The following is a 14,648-nucleotide window of genomic DNA, read 5'->3' as shown; positions in this document are numbered from 1 at the left end:
TGATACACCCACACGCGGCTCACTTCATAACGCCTGGCAATGTCGGTCGGACGTTCCCCGCGCTCCAGCGCATCTAACACACGGTCACGCAAGTCTCTTGAATACGCATACATAGTCGCCCCTCCCCTATGACAGGGACACTATAACACATAAATGTAAATACTTAAATCAAAAATGCTCTAGCGCCGCGTGTGGGTCGTGCTCGGCAAGGAAATCAAATGCGCGCTCGAGGTTGGCAAGCGCGTTCTGCGTATAGACTACTTGCGCCACGGCTTCGGCCGCGCGGCCCGACGCTTGCCTGCCAGCCGCTCCAGCCAGGAATGCACATCCTCAGCCCGGTATACCGCCGCACCCTCCTCGACCCCGGCATCCGAGGCCAGCGCCTCACGCACGAACTCCCGCATCCGTTCTTCGCGTACGACTTCCCTCTCCAGCGCCTCAACCATCAGGCTGTGCGCGGAGCGGCCGGTCTCCTTGGCCAGGCGGGCGATCCGGGCCTTGAGCTTTTCGGACAGCTTGAGTGTCGTGGTGGCGGACATGGCGGAATTGAAATTTCTTCAGGTGTCACCATAGTAGCACCGCATAGCCATCCCGGCAATACGACAGCCACATAGAGTACGAAAACGAATTAGCCCCAGATCAAAACTCGCATAGGGTGTAATGTAGGGCGCCAATAAGCGCATTCCATTGTATTGCCCCGGATGTTTTCATTCGGCGCAATAACGATTGCGCGGGCAGTATTAAATAGCAATACATTCGACATCGTATTCGGCAAATTGCGGATCACGTGTAACCAATTGCAGCTTCTCCGTGAGGGCCTGCGCTATTAACATCCTGTCAAAGGGGTCGCGATGCAGAAGCGGCAGATGGAATACGGCGGCGGCGTGAGCGGCGGCAATGGGTAATGACATCAGACCGTTCGCTTCAAGCCCTGACGCCAAAACGTCTACATCCACCTTCAAGCGCCCCAATCCGGCCTTAATGGCTATTTCCCAAATACTGGCCGCGCTTACGAAGATCGCATTATTGGGATCAGCGATGATCTGGCGCGTGCGCCGGACAAGCCTACGGTCATCGGCTAACCACCATAACAGCACGTGCGTATCCAGCAACAGACGCATTACCAGCGCTTCTCAGGCTTCAAAAGCAGCCAACCATTCATCGGGCAGCGGCGCATCAAAATCCTTGCCGATGCGGATTTTGCCACGCAGTGCACCGGGCTTGCGGGGCTTGCCTATGGGGCGGTATGCTGTCAGACGCGCCAGGGGTTTCCCTGCCTTGGCAATCACCACCTCCTCGCCTTGAGCAACCAATTCCAACAGGCGGGAAAGCTGAGTTTTGGCTTCATGAATATTGACTTGTTGCATGACTCATACTCCAATTAAACTAAGCTTAGTCTAGTCTATATTCGAACCACAGGCAAGCCCTTATGCCCTCTCCTTCGGACAACCACTTCCAACCCCTCGCCGATCGCATGCGGCCGCAGCGGCTGGATGATTTTTACGGCCAGACCCATCTGCTCGGCCCCGGCAAACCTCTGCGCCTGGCCATCGAATCCGGCCATTTGCACTCGATGGTGTTCTGGGGACCGCCCGGCACCGGCAAGACCACACTCGCGCGGCTGATTGCCAAACAGTCCAACGCCCAGTTCCTAAGCATCTCGGCGGTGCTCGCCGGCGTCAAGGATATCCGCGAGATGGTGACCAAGGCGCAACAGGCGCGTGCGCTCGGCCAAGGCACGGTGCTGTTCGTAGACGAGGCGCACCGTTTTAATAAGGCGCAACAAGACGCCTTTCTGCCCTACGTCGAAAACGGCGCCTTTACCTTCATCGGCGCGACCACGGAGAATCCGTCGTTTGAACTGAACAATGCGCTGCTCTCACGCGCGCGCGTGTACGTGCTGAAGGCGCTGGAAGCCGCCGACATCCGCCGCATCATTGATCGTGCGTTATCGGACTCTGCGCAAGGCCTGGGTGAACGCCGTGTAGAGATGGACGCGGAATTACGCGACCTGCTCGCCGTAGCGGCCGACGGCGATGCGCGGCGGGCATTAAACCTGCTGGAGATCGCCGCCGACCTGGCCGAACCGCAGGATGGGCGTGAGGTCATCGGCAAGGAACTGTTGAATGAGGTATTGAGCGGCGGAAGTGCGCGCCGCTTTGATAAATACGGCGAGGCCTTTTACGACCAGATCTCCGCGCTGCACAAATCGGTGCGCGGATCGTCTCCCGACGCCTCGCTCTATTGGCTGGCACGTATGCTGGATGGCGGCTGCGATCCTTTGTATATCGCACGCCGCGTGCTGCGCATGGCGAGCGAAGACATCGGCAACGCCGACCCGCGCGCGCTCACCCTCGCCCTCGAGGCCTGGGATGTCCAGGAGCGCCTCGGCAGCCCCGAGGGCGAACTGGCGATCGCCCAGGCGGTCGTGTATCTCGCCTGCGCCGCCAAGAGCAACGCCGTTTACACCGCCTTCAATGCCGCCATGGATGACGCGCGCACCCTCGGCTCACTCGAGGTGCCACTGCAACTACGCAACGCCCCCACCCGCCTGATGAAAAATCTCGATTACGGCAAGGGTTACCGCTACGCCCACGACGAGGCCGAGGCCTACGCTGCGGGCGAACGCTATTTCCCGGAGGAAATGGCGGAGAAAATTTATTATAATCCTGTTGCACACGGGCTGGAAATCAAGATCGGCGAAAAACTCGCCCGCCTGCGTGAACTCGACAGGCAAGCCAAGGCCAACACTAAAACCAACAAGAAGGACAAAGCGTGACACAACTCATCGCCATTGCAGCAGGCGGCGCCGCCGGCTCTCTACTGCGCTTTTGGATGTCCAGTGGGGTGCATGCGCTGGCGGGCCGTCAGTTTCCTTATGGCACCTTGGCCGTCAACGTGCTCGGCTGCCTGTTGATGGGTATACTGTTTGTGTTGCTCACGGAGCGCCTGAACCTTGGGCCGGTATGGCGCGCCGGATTGCTGATTGGCTTATTAGGCGGCTTCACCACCTTCTCCGCGTTCTCCATGGAAACGATCAACCTGATTGAAGAAGGCGCCCCGCTCAAGGCCTCGCTGAATGTCTTGCTCAGCGTATTCATCAGCCTGGCCGCAACCTGGCTCGGCGTCGTCGCCGGGAGGCAACTATGAAGACCGTCATTATGGTGCGCGCCTACCTCACCGAGGAAAAGGACCACCTCGACAGCGTGCTCAAACATTTACATGATCAAGGCAAGGTCAGGGGCGTCACCGTGTTTCGCGGCATCGCCGGGTTTGGCGCATCCGGCGTGATGCACACCTCCGCCCTGACGGACCTGTCGCTTAACCTGCCCGTAGTCATCGAGTTCTTTGAAGAACCCGCCAAGGCCCAGGCGTTGATCGCCTACCTCAACACCCTTATCGGACCCGGCCACATCGTAAGCTGGCCTGCGGAACTCAGCAGCAACGGCTGATATAATCAGCTCGTAAATCACTGCCGGAGGAACACCTATGAAAAGTCTTGAAGTAGCGATGGTGCGCATCTACATCCCCAATGACGAGACGCACCTGGAAAAGGTTCTACAGGCCATAGAGGATTTCGGACCGGGCGGGGATATCCATATTTTAGAGACACGCCCCGCCTTCGATGCAATGGGTAAACGCCTGCCATCGAACAAGGAACACGGGCTGATGGTCGAATTTTTCGAGGAACCCTGCCGCGCGCAAATGTTCGTGGACGCCTTTCATGAGGAACTCATGCCGTGCCGGATTCTCGGCTGGACGACGCTGATGCTGGAAGGCGACTCCCTCACCGAGCGCAATGAAAGGGAGTTCCGTGAAAAAGAGGCCGGGGACAACAGCCAGCCTCATGCTTGATCCCCAGCTGCTCAGAACCCAGCTTCACGAAACGGCTCAACGCCTCGCCGCGCGCGGGTTCGTGCTGGACATCGTCCGTTTGGCCGAGATCGAGGCCGAGCGCAAGAAGATTCAGATTCAAACCGAACAACTACAAGCCGAGCGCAACGCCCAATCCAAGGCCATCGGCAAGGCCAAGGCCGCCGGTCAAGACATCGCACCGCTGATGGCCGAGGTCGCGCACCTGGGCGATCAGCTCAAGTCCGCAGAGGAGCAACTAGGCGCTGTCCAGGAACGGCTCAATGAAATCACGCTGGGTATTCCCAACCTGCCGCATGAAAGCGTACCCGCAGGCAAAAGTGAACATGACAACATCGAGATGCGACGTTGGGGTGAACCGCCGCGCTTCGACTTCACGCCCAAGGATCATGTTGATCTCGGCGCCGCGCTCGGGCAGATGGATTTCGACGCCGCCGCCAAAATCAGCGGCGCGCGCTTTGTCGTATTGAGCGGCCCGCTCGCGCGTCTGCAACGCGCCCTGACGCAATTCATGCTCGATGTGCATACCCAGGAGCACGGCTACACCGAAGCGTATGTGCCTTATATCGTCAACGCCGACAGCCTGCGCGGCACCGCGCAACTTCCGAAATTTGAAGAGGATCAATTCGCGCTCAAGGGCGAGCAGAATTATTATCTGATTCCCACCGCCGAAGTGCCGCTGACCAACCTGGTGCGCGATCTGATTCTGCACGCCGACACGCTGCCGCGCAAATACGTCGCGCACACACCGTGCTTCCGCAGCGAGGCCGGTTCCTACGGCAAGGACACGCGCGGCATGATCCGCCAGCATCAGTTTGAAAAGGTGGAACTGGTGCAGATCGTGCGCCCGCAGGACTCGGACCAGGCCCTGGAGGTCTTGACCTCGCACGCCGAGGCCATTCTGAAAAAACTGGAACTCCCTTACCGGGTCGTCGCGTTGTGCACCGGCGACATGGGCTTCGCCGCCGCGAAAACCTATGACCTCGAGGTCTGGCTGCCCAGCCAAAATCGTTACCGTGAAATTTCTTCGTGCAGCAATTTTACGGATTTTCAGGCGCGCCGCATGCAGGCCCGCTGGCGTAATCCAGAAACGAATAAACCCGAACTCGTGCACACCCTCAACGGCTCCGGTCTCGCCGTAGGCCGCACCTTGGTGGCGATCATGGAAAACTGTCAAGACAAACAGGGATACGTACATATCCCCAAGGTGCTGCGCGCCTACATGGGCGGCTCAGAAGTCATAAAGCCATGAGCACTCTTTGAGATTTGTTGTGACCTCGCTAATATATTTTATCCTCATCGTAATACTGTTGTTCCCGGCAGCAGCGCACGCCGGCAGGCATCAAGAATACATTAAAGAAATCAGCCGGAGCGTTGAAACCCTGACAGAAGACAAAATTCCCAAGCTGATCAAAAAGGCCGAAGCCGGTGATAAAAAGGCGGAGTTGTTGCTCGGCATGGCCTATTTTTACGGAAAAGCCGTAAAACAGGATTACCGGGAAGCCAACAAGTGGTTCCGCAAGGCCGCTGAGCATGGCGATGTGGTCGCCCAGTATCAGCTGGGTGTGGATTACGCGGCGGGATTGGGCGGGGAGAAAGATCTTACAGAAGGCGCCAGATGGTACATGAAGGCCGCTAAACAGGGTTATGCGGAGGCGCAGTTTCGCTTAGGTACGCATTACAAGATGGGGGAAGGCGTGCCGCTGGATTATCCGGAGGCGGTGAAATGGTTTCGCAAGGCTGCCGGCCAAGGTCACGCCGAGGCGCAGTGGAGCCTCGGCATCATGTACCAAGGCGGGGGCGGCGTTACCCAAAGTGATGCCGAGGCGCTGAAATGGTACCGTAAGGCCGCCGATCAAGGTTTCGCCCGCGCTCAATATTTTGTCGCCACCATGTATCAAAACGGGAGGGGAGTTCCGGCGGATCTGACCACCGCCTATATGTGGTTCAAGATCGCGCAGGTGAGCGGGGAGCCTTCCGCCGAAAGATTTTTGGTTGAACTCGCCTTGAAGATGCCCCCCGAGGAGGTCGAGACCGCCTTAAAAAAGGCCGATGAGTGGTTAAAGCAACATCCGCAGTAGGGCCGAATTCATTCGGCCTATCCGTCGAAACCGGTCATGGATTGGGGTGGTGACTAAAAACCTCCCGCACCAGCCCATCGCTGACCCAGCGCTGTAAAAATCCCGCGGCAGCCGCAGCAATCTTTTCTTCTTCCATCTGCCGGCACAAATCTTCGCACAGCTCGGCAAAGGTTTTACCGGCGCGCGCGCAGTCCAGGGCCGAGGCCTCCGAGTCGCTCAGCGGACGATAATAACTCCGGTAATCTTGCCGCCACACCAGCCACCGCTGCGGTGATTCCAATTTCTCCGGCGCGGGCGGGGTCTGCTGATCTTTGAGCGCGGCCCATATTTGCGGCGCATTCCAGGTAAGTTCCAGGCGCTGCACGGAGGCGTGCAGTTCAAAGCGCAAGTGAGGCCATGTCTCCGTCGGAAGTCTCCCCATGTCTTCCACCGTGACGGCGGGGCCGTCCGGCGCGTCGAAGGCGTCAATCAAGCTCCACTCAAAACCAGCCAGATCCGCCAACACGCCTTGCGCCGCATAGGGGGAAACGGCGCGCAGAAAATCACTCATGGAGCGGCCGAAATAGCGCAACGAATAATGCGAGGAAGGGTGAGCGTCTATGTACCGCAAGCAAAGTTCGTGAAATTGCTCGTCACCGAGCAGGGCATGCAAGGCCTCGAAATCCGTCTCCAGCGCCTCTTCCAAGCGTAACCGATAAGCTTCTGCATATATCTGTAACCGAGACTCGGCGCTCGCCTGGCCGTTGCCGACCACCTGCGACTGGAACGGATGACCGGGATTCGGGATCAACAAATAATCCTGAAATCCGTCCTGCAATTCACTCAAATGTTGCGCAGGCCCGCCGCTCATGCCGCCGCCATATTGGTCTGCACCGCTTGAGCCAGGATACGCGCCTTGTCCATCTCCAGCAGCAGCTCATTGAGCGGCGGTATATTGTCGTCCCGCTCTATCATAGTGCTGACCTCGCCGAAGCGGCGCACGGCCTGGATGTAAAGTTCCCAGACCTCATCAATGACCGGGTTGTCGTGGGTATCAATGATGATCTCGCCGTTTTTGCTATAGCTGTGTCCGGCCAGGTGGAACTGTTGAACGCGCTCCACGGGAATGCCATCCAGATAATCGAGCGGATCGAACTGGTGATTTCGGGCGCTGACATAAATGTTATTGATGTCCAGTAATATCAGACAGTCGGATTCTTCGGCCACCGCGCGCAAAAACTCCCACTCCGTGATGGCAGACCGCGTATAAGTAAGATAGCTGGATACGTTTTCTATCAGTATCCGCCGTCCTAAACAATCCTGCACCTCGGCGATGCGCGCCGTCACGTGTTTGAGCGCCTCTTCGGTGTAAGGCAGCGGCAACAGGTCATGCGCATTGACGCCATGCACACCCGTCCAACACAAGTGATCGGATATCCAGCGTGGTTCAATGCGTTCGGCGAGCGACTTCAAATCACGCAGATAGTCGCGGTTGAGCGGGTCGGAGCTGCCGATGGAAAGCGACACGCCGTGCATCACCACCGGGTAATGCTCACGCACGCGATCAAGATGGTAAAGCGGTTTGCCGCCCGGAACCAGATAATTCTCGGAGAGCACCTCGAACCAGTCTACTTTGGGCCGCTCTTCCAGGATGGTTTGGTAGTGCTCCTTGCGAAGCCCTAAGCCGTACCCAAGAAATGGAAATCTGTTTGACATGTGGTTTGCAGGCGGAGCTGAATTTATTAATTTATTCGTTATAAAAAAGCCGGGCGCCTAAGCACCCGACTCTTGGCGGAGAATAATTAGTTGCCCTTCTCCATCTTGGCCTTGGCGGCGTCGCACTCTTCTTTAGTCATCTCGAGGAAACCCTGCCCCTTGCAGCCGTTCTTGCCTTTGCAGCCGTTCTCGCCCTTACAATCGCTTTTGCCTGCGCAGGCGTTGACCCCTTCACAATGGATCTTCGCGGCGGAGCCCTCGCCTTCATGAGCGGTGGCGAAACCCGCGCTGGCGAAAAGACTCGCGGCGGCGGTGGCGAGAATAAAACCTTTCAATGTGGTTGCAGTACTCACTTGAATCTCCTTGAATGGGTTGTCTGGTTTATGATTCATGTCTATCGTCGCCGACAGCTTATTTACTATAGCAGAAGTCCGTTACTGTCCCACGCCTTCCTTGACGACTATGCGTCATTGGATGAATACCGCTGCCGGGAGTTCCACCGGCGCGAAAATTATTTCATGACCATGTGACATTTCCGTGATAATTACACTTTAGACTGTCGAACAGTTGAACTTCTGGATATCCGATCGGCGATGAAACCGGAATTTGATCTTTGCATTATCGGCGGCGGCGCGGGCGGGCTGGTCGTAGCCGCAGGCGGCGCATCGCTGGGCGCCAAGGTCGCCTTGGCGGAAAAACACAAACTCGGCGGCGACTGCCTCTATTACGGCTGCGTACCCAGCAAGACATTACTGCATTCAGCAGCGCTTGCCCACGGTATGCGTAATGCGGCGCGCTTCGGCATCGAGGCCCATGCACCGCGCGTCAACATCGGCGCCGTCATGCAACATGTCGCCTCGGTCATCAAGACCATCGAACCCAATGATAGTCCGGAACGCTTCCGCGGCATGGGTGTGGACGTGATCTTTGGTTCAGGCCAATTCATAGATCCGCATACTTTTACTGTAAACGGACGCCACATCACCGCAAAAAGATTTGTTATCGCCACCGGCTCCAGGCCTGCAATTCCCTCCATCCGGGGGCTCGATAAAACTCTCTACCTCACTAACGAAACGGTATTTAATCTGACCGGAGAGGTCCCGCATTTAATCGTGCTTGGCGCAGGCCCGATCGGACTTGAAATGGCGCAAGCCTTTGTTCGCCTGGGCTCGCAAGTTTCCATGGTGCAGCGCGGCGCCGGGATTTTGCCAAAGGAAGACGGCGATGTAGCGGCTGTTGTGCTGGAGCAGCTAAAGAATGAAGGAGTAGATTTTTATCTCGGTCATACCCCCATGCAGGTAGAAGGTGCGGACGGCGGCCTGCGCCTGACGGTGCAGGATGGTCAGGGCCAGCAGAAAACCCTCCACGCCACTCACCTCTTGGTCGCCACCGGCCGTCAGGCGAATCTCGAAAATCTGGGACTGGAAGCGGCGGGAGTCGGATTAAACAACGGCCGCTTGATACTTGATGCGCGGCTGCGCACCACTCAGAAGCATATCTATGCCTGTGGCGACGTGGCGGGTCATTATCAATTCACCCACATGGCCGAGCACACCGCAGGCGTGGTGTTGCGCAACGCCTTGTTTCACCTGCCCGCCAAGGTCGAACAGCGGATAATCCCCTGGTGCACCTTCACCGATCCCGAGGTCGCGCGCGTCGGTTTATCGGAAGCCGAGGCCAAGCAACAAGGCGTGACCCACAAGGTCTACACCTTCCCCTTTCACGACATCGATCGCGCCCAGGCGGAAGGCGCAACGCACGGTTTCGCCAAGCTCATCACCGATCCCAAAGGAAGATTACTGGGTGCCGCGCTGGTCGGCCCGCACGCCGGAGAGATCATTCACGAATACGTGCTCGCGCTCGCACAGCGGCTCAAGGCCGGCGCTCTCTCCAAGGTGATTCACATCTACCCGACCCTCGCGCAGATCAACCGCCGTGTCGCCGATGCGCGCTTGAAAGAAGGTCTCACGCCCACAGCAAAAAAATGGATCAAGCGCATCTTCGGATTACGCGGCTGAGAGGCCTCTAAGGGGGTCTTTGGTGGATTATCAGCTAGCAAAGCTCAAGCACAAGGAGCTGTAGAGAGCACTGAAAACTGATATGCTTAGCAAGGCAACATCAGGACGGTTTACGAGGAGAGACCGATGACCACCGCTAATCTAAAACAGGCTGCCCACCACTTAATTGACCAACTTCCCGATGACTCTACTTGGGATGATCTCGCGTATCAGATCGAGGTGCGGGCCTCGATCGAGCGCGGTCTGGCCGATTCCGAAGCGGGTCGCCTCATCCCACAGGAAGAAATCGAAAAGCATTTCGGCATCACCGGATGACAGCCACCTACTGGACGCCGGAAGCGCACGCGCGTCTAGCAGACATCGAGGCCTACATTGCCAAAGATGCCCCATTAGTGGCTAAAGACGTGGTTGCCCGGATCTTAGCACGGGCTCGCCAACTCGATACCGCACCGCTCAGTGGCCGGCAATTGCCGGATTATCGAAGGGAAGACCTGCGTGAACTGCTTGAACGGCCGTACCGCCTTATCTACCGCGTCACCACAGAGCGCATCGAGATTCTCACAGTGATGCACTACCGACAGTTATTGCCTCGAAAAACGAGTATGCTAGCAAAGCTCACCGAAGACAAGCCCTAGCAGCACCAGGATACGCGTTTCAAGGAAGGCCTCGCGCTCACCACCAACAAAAATAGATCAAGCACATCTTCAGGTTGCGTGGCTGAGAGTCCTTTAAGGCGGAAAAAACACCGGCGCCGTGACATGCTAAAAATGGGTCCATCACAAAGAGGAGGCTCACGATGCAAACTACTAAGCAGGATGTCCGCGACCTGTTAGATCATCTGCCCGACGACAGCACGATCGAGGATATCCAGTATCACCTCTACGTGCTTGAGAAGATCCGCCGTGGAAGCGACGACATCCGCAACGGCAAACACCTCACCCACGAGCAGGCCAAAGAACGCCTGAGCAAATGGCTCAAACCCTGATCTGGTCGCACGAGGCGCTCGATGACATTGATCGCATCGCCGAGTACATCAGCCGAGACTCCCTCTACCACGCGCAACAGGTCGTCGAACGCCTATTCGATCTTGCCGACGAACTGCCTGCGCACCCCAAGCTTGGAAGCATCTCAAACCCACCTTCACAAAAAATTCATCATAATAAGTGTCCCCGCCAGTATTGCGCATAACGCCAATACCGATCAACCACTTACAACCCAAATCTAAATTTACCTCTTAAGAAACATTCAGCCCTTGTCATAAAATAATTCTTGACAAGTGCGGGAAGATTGTAAAAGCTGGCGTGTAATGAACACCACACGTCAATGCGAATTCATTTGCACAATACACTTTGTAGCCCCCTCTCCCTTTGGGATGAGCCGTGCAACGGCAAACGGCACGCCAAGGTGGGCGTGGCTGGGGTGGCCAGCGAGGCAGGAAGCTGAGCAGGAGCCGGGGCGTGGGTGAGGGAAAGGCGTAGATCACGTTGCGAAGCTACGTGACAAACTGAGGCTGGCTGGCCGATGCAGTAAGGGATAGACTAACGTAAGTGGGTCTGGGACAGAGCCGGAAACTGAAATGAAGCTCAGGTTTAATCACGAAGTTCGCAAGTCCGTCGCTGAAGAGTTGAAGAAAATCTCGACGCTGGGCGGCATAGGGCTTGGGATTCTCGGCTATTCGCTGACAGACCCGCTCATTATGCTTGGGGCTTTTATTTGGTGGGTTATCTGCCAGATTATAGCTAATCTCATACTTGCGATAGAGGGTTAACTATGAGCATGCAAACAGCCGTTTTCATGGGAATGGCGTTAGTCGTAGTCTATGCGGCAATTGCCTTGGTAGTTGCGCTAAGAACCTCCTCGGAGAACCCATCTCATATCGGCTCATCAAAGTCGGGCACGGCGCGCTGATCTGCGACCGTCACGAGGAACAACGCCCATGCAATTTACCATTACAGTGGATCGTGACGAAGACGGGATATGGATCACTGAGTGCCCCTCGATACCCGGCTGTGTGAGCCAGGGGGCGACGAAAGAAGAAGCCGTTTCTAACCTCCAGGAAGCCATTCGGTTGTGCCTGGAAGTCAGAGCGGAACGCGGCATGCCTTTGACTATTGAGACCCGGCAACTTGAAGTGGCTGTTTAGTGCCCAGCCTGCCAACACTCAATGGACGCAAAGTTGTCAATATTTTTGAGTCCTTCGGATGGAAGGTTGTCCGGCAACGCAGCAGCCATATCATCCTGGTCAAAGAAAACCATCACGCAACACTGTCCGTGCCCGATCATAAAGAAGTCGCTAAAGGGACATTGCGTAGCCTCATCCGAGCCGCCGGGATCACCGTCGATGAGTTTACCAAGGCGGCTAAATGACTGGAAAAGTTGCATCCGAAAATAGTAAAGCAAGTCGTAGAGGTATCTCGTAGCCTGGGTTAGGCGCTGTGCGTCGTAACCCGGGATTACCGACTTTTTCCCTTCTCCCACCGGGATGAAGGTGGCCCGAAGGGCCGGATGAGGGAAATGGCGAAAGGCGAGGGGGTGACAGTTGCAAAGCAACGCGACAAACTGTAGTCCCAATGAGCAAAAAAGATTTTAATCGTGCGCGCAACGCACGCTACCCATAAACACCGCACCAGGGAGAAACACGATGGGCTCACGCACTCTATCGGTTTTGGGCGAAACGTTAAAAAAAATCGTAGTGTGCGTTGCGCGCACAGTATTCAGTACCCCCCCCCCCCCACACATTTATACAGTCACTCCCCAGCACCTCACTTTCTCACTAAAAATCTACTCATTAATCGGACTGCTCCTAAGCCAAGGCCTGGCAGCAAGTAACACATTTGCCTATACGAGTGATGGCGGGTTATGGCAAGCCGATCTAATGGGTGGTTTTTGTTCCATTTGGAGGAAATCCTATTTTTCTGATTGGGAAAGCGCTGCCCATGCTAGGTGTCAGGATGCTGTTTGTGATCCCTACTATCGTCCAGATGTAATATTTTGGGATGAAGGTAAAGCTGTCCGGATTGATTGTGTGCCACCGAGTGCTGAGCCTTGCTTGAACAATAGCATACGTTGCTGGAGCGGTCTGACAGTATTTTTGGTGGCAGACCGAAAGACTAAAAATGCTGGCTGCCCGCCGGATGGTTCAGGTGTTGGCAATCCTATTCACTCTGGTGTGGGTAATAAATATCAGCTTGAAACTGACTACAATAATTTCAATACATCATACTCACTCTTTCAACGGCACTATAACAGCGACCCACAGGTAGTACAGAGTACTGACTTAGGTTTCAACTGGAGAAGCACATTTAGCAGAAAAGTTGTCATGAATCAGTTTTCATCAATAACGACTGCCACAGTTAGTCGACCCGATGGCAAAGCTTTTTTCTTCACTCTTTTGAACGGCATCTGGACCCCCGACTCCGACATCACCGACAAACTCACCCGTCTCACCGACGCCACCGGCGCCCCCACCGGCTGGAAATACACCAACTCCGACGACGAAACCGAACTCTACGACGCCTCCGGCAAGCTGCTCTCCATCACTAACCGCGCCGGCCTCACCCAAACCTTGAGTTATGACGCCTCCGGCCGCCTGGCCTCAGTGGCCGATCCATTCGGCCGCACGCTCACATTTAGTTATGACACGTCGAACCGTATAAGCGCCATGACCGACCCCGCCGGCAAGCTCTACAGCTACGCCTACGACGCCAACAACAATCTCACCTCCGTCACCTATCCCGACGGTAAATCCCGCAGCTATCTCTACGAAAACACGACCTTCCGCAATGCCCTGACCGGCATCACCGATGAAAACGGTGTGCGCTTTGCGACGTATGCCTACGATACGCAAGGCCGCGCGATCTCCTCGGAGCACGCCGGTGGGGCAGAGAAGGTCAGCCTGGTCTACAACACCAACTCTACCACCGTGACCGATAGCCTGGGTGCGGTACGTACCTATCGCTTTCAGACCATCCTCGGCGTGGTGAAGAACACCGCCATCGAAGGCCCGGCCTGCACTAGTTGCGGGGCCAATGCCTCGGCCGCCACCCGCTACGACGCCAACGGTAACGTCGCCGCGCGCACCGATTTCAATGGCAACGTCACCACTTATACGTATGACCTCACCCGTAATTTAGAAACCAGCCGCACCGAGGCCTCGGGCACGCCCTTGGCGCGCACCCTTACCACCGAGTGGCATCCGACGTTTCGCTTGCCCACCAAAATCACCGAGCCGAATCGGGTCACGACCTTGGTCTATGACGCCTCCGGCGATCTCACCCAGAAGACCGTCACCGCGGGCACGCTCTCCCGCACCTGGCGCTACACCTACAATGCCAACGGTCAGATGACCTTAAGTGACGGGCCGCGCACCGATGCCACCGACACCACCACCTATGTCTATGACTCGTCCGGCAATCTCACCACCACCCTCAACGCCCTGAACCAGACCACCCAGATCACCGCCTACGACGCCCACGGCCGGCCTCTGACCGTGCAAGACCCCAACGGCCTGGTGACTAACCTGAGCTATGACCTGCGCGGTAGGCTTATCTCGCGCAGCGTCGGTGGCGAGGTGACGGGTTATCAATACGACGGCGTGGGGAACCTCCTCAAGACCACCCTGCCCGATGGTAGCTTCATGAGCTTTACGTACGACGCCGCGCACCGTTTGACCCAAATCACCGATCAACTCGGCAACCGCATCGTCTATACCCTGGATGCGATGGGTAATCGCACCAAAGAGGACATTTTCGATCCCACCCATGCACTCACCCAAACCCGCTCACGGGTGTTCAATCAATTGAGCCGTCTCGCCCAGGACATCGGCGCGCAGGCCCAGACCACCAATTACCAATACGACAACAACGGCAATCGTACCGCCGTCACCGATCCGCTCAACCGTAGTACTACCAGCAGCTATGATAACTTCAACCGCCTGCTCCAGGTCACCGACCCCAACAACGGCCTCACTCGTTACAGCTAC

General features: G+C 56.5%; 22 protein-coding genes. 15 read left to right on the top strand and 7 right to left on the bottom strand.

The genetic code is table 11. From position 1 onward, the window contains the following. The 4 genes from HY028_08720 to HY028_08705 form a co-directional block, all read right to left on the bottom strand. The coding region (locus HY028_08720) for a transcriptional regulator (protein MBI3344920.1) at positions 1-113 on the bottom strand (113 nt) is incomplete at its 3' end. Between the two features lie 144 nt (positions 114-257). Continuing rightward, the gene (locus tag HY028_08715; GenBank protein MBI3344919.1) at positions 258-539 is read right to left on the bottom strand and encodes a ribbon-helix-helix protein, CopG family; all 282 of its coding nucleotides are present in this window, start codon (positions 537-539) and stop codon (positions 258-260) included. A gap of 201 nt (positions 540-740) precedes the next feature. Further along, positions 741-1,121: a type II toxin-antitoxin system VapC family toxin gene (locus tag HY028_08710; protein ID MBI3344918.1), complete on the bottom strand. Its 381-nt coding sequence runs from the start codon at positions 1,119-1,121 to the stop codon at positions 741-743. 12 nt (positions 1,122-1,133) lie between these two features. Beyond that, positions 1,134-1,367 (bottom strand): type II toxin-antitoxin system Phd/YefM family antitoxin, encoded by a 234-nt coding sequence (locus HY028_08705; protein ID MBI3344917.1) that lies wholly within the window; start codon positions 1,365-1,367, stop codon positions 1,134-1,136. A gap of 62 nt (positions 1,368-1,429) precedes the next feature. On the opposite strand from HY028_08705, the gene HY028_08700 reads away from it, so the two are divergent. Genes HY028_08700 through HY028_08675 form a run of 6 tightly spaced genes read left to right on the top strand, consistent with a single transcriptional unit; the run spans position 1,430 to position 5,954 of the window. Then, positions 1,430-2,779 carry a replication-associated recombination protein A gene (locus HY028_08700; GenBank protein ID MBI3344916.1) on the top strand — a complete coding sequence of 450 codons (1,350 nt, stop codon included), beginning with the start codon at positions 1,430-1,432 and terminating at the stop codon, positions 2,777-2,779. After that, positions 2,776-3,150: a fluoride efflux transporter CrcB gene (gene crcB / locus HY028_08695; protein ID MBI3344915.1), complete on the top strand. Its 375-nt coding sequence runs from the start codon at positions 2,776-2,778 to the stop codon at positions 3,148-3,150. The genes HY028_08700 and crcB overlap by 4 nt, the downstream gene beginning before the upstream one ends. Positions 3,151-3,161: 11 nt before the next feature. Beyond that, the gene (locus HY028_08690; protein ID MBI3344914.1) at positions 3,162-3,452 is read left to right on the top strand and encodes a DUF190 domain-containing protein; all 291 of its coding nucleotides are present in this window, start codon (positions 3,162-3,164) and stop codon (positions 3,450-3,452) included. A 37-nt stretch (positions 3,453-3,489) separates the two neighbouring features. After that, complete coding sequence (locus tag HY028_08685; protein MBI3344913.1) at positions 3,490-3,855, top strand: hypothetical protein; 366 nt, start codon at positions 3,490-3,492, stop codon at positions 3,853-3,855. Then, positions 3,848-5,125 (top strand): serine--tRNA ligase, encoded by a 1,278-nt coding sequence (gene serS / locus HY028_08680; protein MBI3344912.1) that lies wholly within the window; start codon positions 3,848-3,850, stop codon positions 5,123-5,125. The genes HY028_08685 and serS overlap by 8 nt, the downstream gene beginning before the upstream one ends. Positions 5,126-5,144: 19 nt before the next feature. After that, complete coding sequence (locus HY028_08675) at positions 5,145-5,954, top strand: sel1 repeat family protein (GenBank protein ID MBI3344911.1); 810 nt, start codon at positions 5,145-5,147, stop codon at positions 5,952-5,954. A gap of 34 nt (positions 5,955-5,988) precedes the next feature. Here the strand turns inward: HY028_08675 and HY028_08670 are convergent, their stop codons facing one another. The 3 genes from HY028_08670 to HY028_08660 form a co-directional block, all read right to left on the bottom strand. Further along, positions 5,989-6,804 (bottom strand): putative DNA-binding domain-containing protein, encoded by an 816-nt coding sequence (locus tag HY028_08670; protein MBI3344910.1) that lies wholly within the window; start codon positions 6,802-6,804, stop codon positions 5,989-5,991. Beyond that, entirely contained in the window at positions 6,801-7,649 is an 849-nt protein-coding gene (locus tag HY028_08665; GenBank protein MBI3344909.1) for a DUF692 domain-containing protein, read from the bottom strand. Before HY028_08665 ends, HY028_08670 begins: the two co-directional genes overlap by 4 nt. 86 nt (positions 7,650-7,735) lie before the next feature. Next, positions 7,736-7,984: a hypothetical protein gene (locus tag HY028_08660; protein MBI3344908.1), complete on the bottom strand. Its 249-nt coding sequence runs from the start codon at positions 7,982-7,984 to the stop codon at positions 7,736-7,738. A gap of 258 nt (positions 7,985-8,242) precedes the next feature. Between HY028_08660 and HY028_08655 the strand changes: the two genes are divergently transcribed. The 9 genes from HY028_08655 to HY028_08615 form a co-directional block, all read left to right on the top strand. Next, complete coding sequence (locus HY028_08655; protein MBI3344907.1) at positions 8,243-9,667, top strand: FAD-dependent oxidoreductase; 1,425 nt, start codon at positions 8,243-8,245, stop codon at positions 9,665-9,667. Between the two features lie 126 nt (positions 9,668-9,793). Next, positions 9,794-9,982 carry a hypothetical protein gene (locus HY028_08650; protein ID MBI3344906.1) on the top strand — a complete coding sequence of 63 codons (189 nt, stop codon included), beginning with the start codon at positions 9,794-9,796 and terminating at the stop codon, positions 9,980-9,982. Continuing rightward, positions 9,979-10,302, top strand: coding sequence for a type II toxin-antitoxin system RelE/ParE family toxin (locus tag HY028_08645; GenBank protein ID MBI3344905.1), 324 nt, complete (start codon positions 9,979-9,981; stop codon positions 10,300-10,302). The genes HY028_08650 and HY028_08645 overlap by 4 nt, the downstream gene beginning before the upstream one ends. Before the next feature lie 161 nt (positions 10,303-10,463). Next, positions 10,464-10,652, top strand: a complete 189-nt coding sequence (locus HY028_08640) for a hypothetical protein (protein MBI3344904.1) — start codon at positions 10,464-10,466, stop codon at positions 10,650-10,652. Further along, positions 10,637-10,855 carry a type II toxin-antitoxin system RelE/ParE family toxin gene (locus HY028_08635; GenBank protein ID MBI3344903.1) on the top strand — a complete coding sequence of 73 codons (219 nt, stop codon included), beginning with the start codon at positions 10,637-10,639 and terminating at the stop codon, positions 10,853-10,855. Before HY028_08640 ends, HY028_08635 begins: the two co-directional genes overlap by 16 nt. 388 nt (positions 10,856-11,243) lie before the next feature. Further along, on the top strand, positions 11,244-11,435 hold the full coding sequence (locus HY028_08630; protein ID MBI3344902.1) for a hypothetical protein: 192 nt from the start codon (positions 11,244-11,246) through the stop codon (positions 11,433-11,435). Positions 11,436-11,603: 168 nt separating this feature from the next. Beyond that, on the top strand, positions 11,604-11,810 hold the full coding sequence (locus HY028_08625; GenBank protein MBI3344901.1) for a type II toxin-antitoxin system HicB family antitoxin: 207 nt from the start codon (positions 11,604-11,606) through the stop codon (positions 11,808-11,810). Next, positions 11,810-12,034: a type II toxin-antitoxin system HicA family toxin gene (locus HY028_08620; protein ID MBI3344900.1), complete on the top strand. Its 225-nt coding sequence runs from the start codon at positions 11,810-11,812 to the stop codon at positions 12,032-12,034. Before HY028_08625 ends, HY028_08620 begins: the two co-directional genes overlap by 1 nt. Positions 12,035-13,058: 1,024 nt before the next feature. Then, positions 13,059-14,648, top strand: a 1,590-nt coding sequence (locus tag HY028_08615; GenBank protein MBI3344899.1) for an RHS repeat protein, incomplete at its 3' end; no start/stop codon positions are given.

The sequence above is a fragment of the Gammaproteobacteria bacterium genome (genome assembly GCA_016195665.1).
Classification (GTDB): Bacteria; Pseudomonadota; Gammaproteobacteria; order SURF-13; family SURF-13; genus JACPZD01.
This window is presented reverse-complemented; position numbering and strand designations above follow the sequence as displayed.

Excerpts from the sequence above, each read along its gene's own strand:
- HY028_08635 (MBI3344903.1), top strand. The coding sequence starts at position 10,637 with ATGGCTCAAACCCTGATCTGGTCGCACGAGGCGCTCGATGACATTGAT.
- HY028_08640 (MBI3344904.1), top strand. The coding sequence starts at position 10,464 with ATGCAAACTACTAAGCAGGATGTCCGCGACCTGTTAGATCATCTGCCC.
- HY028_08685 (MBI3344913.1), top strand. The coding sequence starts at position 3,490 with ATGAAAAGTCTTGAAGTAGCGATGGTGCGCATCTACATCCCCAATGAC.
- HY028_08710 (MBI3344918.1), bottom strand. The coding sequence starts at position 1,121 with ATGCGTCTGTTGCTGGATACGCACGTGCTGTTATGGTGGTTAGCCGAT.
- HY028_08645 (MBI3344905.1), top strand. The coding sequence starts at position 9,979 with ATGACAGCCACCTACTGGACGCCGGAAGCGCACGCGCGTCTAGCAGAC.
- HY028_08690 (MBI3344914.1), top strand. The coding sequence starts at position 3,162 with ATGGTGCGCGCCTACCTCACCGAGGAAAAGGACCACCTCGACAGCGTG.
- serS (MBI3344912.1), top strand. The coding sequence starts at position 3,848 with ATGCTTGATCCCCAGCTGCTCAGAACCCAGCTTCACGAAACGGCTCAA.
- HY028_08650 (MBI3344906.1), top strand. The coding sequence starts at position 9,794 with ATGACCACCGCTAATCTAAAACAGGCTGCCCACCACTTAATTGACCAA.
- HY028_08665 (MBI3344909.1), bottom strand. The coding sequence starts at position 7,649 with ATGTCAAACAGATTTCCATTTCTTGGGTACGGCTTAGGGCTTCGCAAG.
- HY028_08625 (MBI3344901.1), top strand. The coding sequence starts at position 11,604 with ATGCAATTTACCATTACAGTGGATCGTGACGAAGACGGGATATGGATC.
- HY028_08670 (MBI3344910.1), bottom strand. The coding sequence starts at position 6,804 with ATGAGCGGCGGGCCTGCGCAACATTTGAGTGAATTGCAGGACGGATTT.
- HY028_08715 (MBI3344919.1), bottom strand. The coding sequence starts at position 539 with ATGTCCGCCACCACGACACTCAAGCTGTCCGAAAAGCTCAAGGCCCGG.
- HY028_08705 (MBI3344917.1), bottom strand. The coding sequence starts at position 1,367 with ATGCAACAAGTCAATATTCATGAAGCCAAAACTCAGCTTTCCCGCCTG.
- HY028_08655 (MBI3344907.1), top strand. The coding sequence starts at position 8,243 with ATGAAACCGGAATTTGATCTTTGCATTATCGGCGGCGGCGCGGGCGGG.
- HY028_08700 (MBI3344916.1), top strand. The coding sequence starts at position 1,430 with ATGCCCTCTCCTTCGGACAACCACTTCCAACCCCTCGCCGATCGCATG.
- HY028_08630 (MBI3344902.1), top strand. The coding sequence starts at position 11,244 with ATGAAGCTCAGGTTTAATCACGAAGTTCGCAAGTCCGTCGCTGAAGAG.